Genomic DNA, 2,612 nt, shown 5'->3' on the forward strand with positions numbered 1-2,612 from the left:
CGGGTGGGCACCAAGAATCCTGAGTGCGCGAGATTGCGTGAACAATATAAATCAGTACTCCAAAGCTAAAGCCGCGACGAAAGAGGCCTACCTGAACCGCCACTCATCCCTTCGCTACTACTGGAACTCGTCATTCAGTCGAGACGTAAGGAATAGCATTGCACATGCAGAATTCGACTACGTTATGCATGACGGAGTCATCGCCTATAAAGGCAGGGAGGTGCCCTACTATGTATTCGTTGAAGCGTTGATCAAGCAGATCACACTGCTTGCATTCTGGCTAGACCTCTGCAAGGTGTACAAGATCTACGGCTCACGATGGGATCGTCAAAATGGAGTCTTCCTAGGTCTTTCTTGACGCCGTAAAGCACACGATCAGAATCAAGGGGTCGCCGTACTGGTTGTTGGCGCGGCCGGTGCAATGTGCTTGATGATCGCGATCGTGGTTCCACTCATCACCGCCTGACCAGTCCGCATCTACACTGTGACCGCCAAGGCTGGTCCCTATGGGCGACTCTGCAACCCGAGAGCCTGTGGGACCACCTGCGTGTGGATCTTCAAGCTGACAGAGTCTCGTTCCTTGCACGGGTGGTCATGGTCAAGTTCCTTCGCCTCGGTCTCGGCACCAACTTCGTCCGGGCCGGAGTCGGTCTGCTGTTCGCTGCAACTGTGCTCAGCTTGATCCTCTAGAGGTGCGATCGAGGAAGAAGCGGCATGCCAGACTCGTGCCAGGTTGTGCGGGGAACAGCGGGGAGCACCTGCCGACCCGTTCGGCTCCGCTAAAAGATCCGTCGCTGGTCAGCCCACGAGTCGCCCGTCAAAGGCCCAAGCTTCCCAAGCTGATGGCCCCGCCGTTCGTCCGGGCTGCGGCGCTGGGGCGCCGGTCCCGGCCGAGCGGCAGGGCAACCGACCGCCGAGGAGCGGTTCAAGCCGCAGGCTCTTCCCGGGGAGGGAGCAGGGGCCCGTTCGTCGTCGTGTCCGCCGATTCCACGGCTAGTCCGGCCGCAATGAGACTCGCCAGCAGCTCGGCCGCCTCGGGACGAACCACCCCGAGTTGCACCAGGCCGTCACCGAAGACGTTGACGTCGGCGATCAGACCGGGGAAATCCGAGTCCAGCCCGAGCAACACAAGCTGATCAGCCAGAGCCCTGGCGCTTCGTCGCGCGCGATTCCAGCCGCGTACGTAGGGCACCCCGGGCATCAGGTTCTCCGCTCGCTTGGCTACCACTCCGCGCCGGTCGGTCATGGCTTCAGGCCCTTCCCTTGTTTTCTTCGGTGATGGTCGGCTCGTGATCGTCGTCGTTACGGTCTCGGCCGAAGCCGCTTGCCAGGGCCAGGCGCAGGAGCCCTACGAGACGCTCGGCCGTGTCAGGGGACACTCGACCCAGCTCAACGAGGCCGTGCCCGAAGGCGTTCAAGTCAGCACGCAGGTAGGGGAAGTCCTTCTCCAGGCCAGCGCGCACGAGGACGTCCCGTAGTGCAGTAGTCGCGTTGCGGGCCGCGTACCAGCCGTCGCTGTCGAGAGGCGACCAAGTGGCAGCATCTCGACCGCCGATCGGCTCATCCGGCATCCGAGTTCGTCTCCTCGGGGAGGGCAGCAACCGCCGCGTAAGGCGTCGGGTACTGCTCGTCGAAGCGGTCGATGCGCGCCAGGAGTTCCACGGAGGCGACCAACGCGGTTGCGAGAGCGACGGGGCGCAGCGGATTGGCCTCCGGCCGACGTGTGGGGGCGCGGAGCCACTGATAGCGGTCGTCGGACAGTGGGATGGGGCCGGGTACGACAACGGCGCAGCCGCGGCCGAGGTACCGGTACGGCGGTGTTGATGACGTTTCGCGTTCCAGGTAGTGCGTGAAGGTCTCGCGGCTCTGCGAGCCGAGGAAGAACCCGACGCGCTGCGCCTTGCGGTCGACGACCGTCGGTCCGAACGGCATCCCGCTTCGTAGGAGGCGGTCGAACATCTCCGTTCCGACGCGCTGTTCGACGCTCACCACGTCGAAGAGGCGGCCGGTCGACAGCAGGCACGGCATCCGAGGATCGTCCGCCCACACTTGTCGGCACTCCACAGGGTTGTCCGCTGCCGCGGAGAGCCATTCCATGCCCCTCCTGGTCATCCTCTGCACTTCATCTCACCTCGGTCGGGTTCAGTTGCGGCCGCAATGCCGCGCTGCATCCAGACTCAAGGGCGATCCCCTGGCCGGGGCAGATGACGAGGGGTGACGGGGGATGACGCGTCGCGCGTGGACGCGTCATCCCCCGTCACAAGGCAACGACCATGGATCTTGGGTTACTTGCAGCGCGCGGCGGTGAACAGCGCGTACATTCGGTCGTGAGGCCGAAGGGTCGTGCGCCACAGAAGTCGCATCTATGGACGGGCGGGGAGGGAATGGGGACGCCTTCGCTGGAGCCGATCAGCGTTCGCTTACGGCAAGCTCGCGTGGGCCGGGGCTGGAGTCAGCCGCGGTTAGTGCGCGAGCTGCGGCATGTTGCTCTCCGCCGAGGTCACCAGCTTCCCTCTGACGCTAGTGTGAAGCGCCGCATTGCCAGTTGGGAGAACGGGCACAGCACACCGGACGACTTCTACGGTCCGATGCTGTGTGAGGCGTACGACCTC

At 63.7% G+C, this 2,612-nt stretch carries 4 protein-coding genes; 1 reads left to right on the forward strand and 3 read right to left on the reverse strand.

Annotated elements, in window-relative coordinates; all coding sequences use genetic code 11:
• On the forward strand, window positions 1-358 hold a 358-nt coding region (locus SZN_RS42115; RefSeq protein WP_208865896.1), incomplete at its 5' end, for a hypothetical protein.
• 567 nt (window positions 359-925) lie between these two features.
• Here the strand turns inward: SZN_RS42115 and SZN_RS37825 are convergent.
• The 3 genes from SZN_RS37825 to SZN_RS36640 are packed head-to-tail and all read right to left on the reverse strand — an operon-like array spanning window position 926 to window position 2,121.
• Entirely contained in the window at window positions 926-1,246 is a 321-nt protein-coding gene (locus SZN_RS37825; RefSeq protein WP_007505845.1) for a hypothetical protein, read from the reverse strand.
• 4 nt (window positions 1,247-1,250) lie between these two features.
• On the reverse strand, window positions 1,251-1,571 hold the full coding sequence (locus tag SZN_RS39515; protein ID WP_078509099.1) for a hypothetical protein: 321 nt from the start codon (window positions 1,569-1,571) through the stop codon (window positions 1,251-1,253).
• Window positions 1,561-2,121 (reverse strand): bifunctional DNA primase/polymerase, encoded by a 561-nt coding sequence (locus SZN_RS36640; protein ID WP_425274507.1) that lies wholly within the window; start codon window positions 2,119-2,121, stop codon window positions 1,561-1,563. Before SZN_RS36640 ends, SZN_RS39515 begins: the two co-directional genes overlap by 11 nt.
• Between the last annotated feature and the right edge of the window lie 491 nt (window positions 2,122-2,612).

It is taken from the genome of Streptomyces zinciresistens K42 (assembly GCF_000225525.1).
In the GTDB taxonomy this organism is placed as follows: Bacteria; Actinomycetota; Actinomycetes; order Streptomycetales; family Streptomycetaceae; genus Streptomyces; species Streptomyces zinciresistens.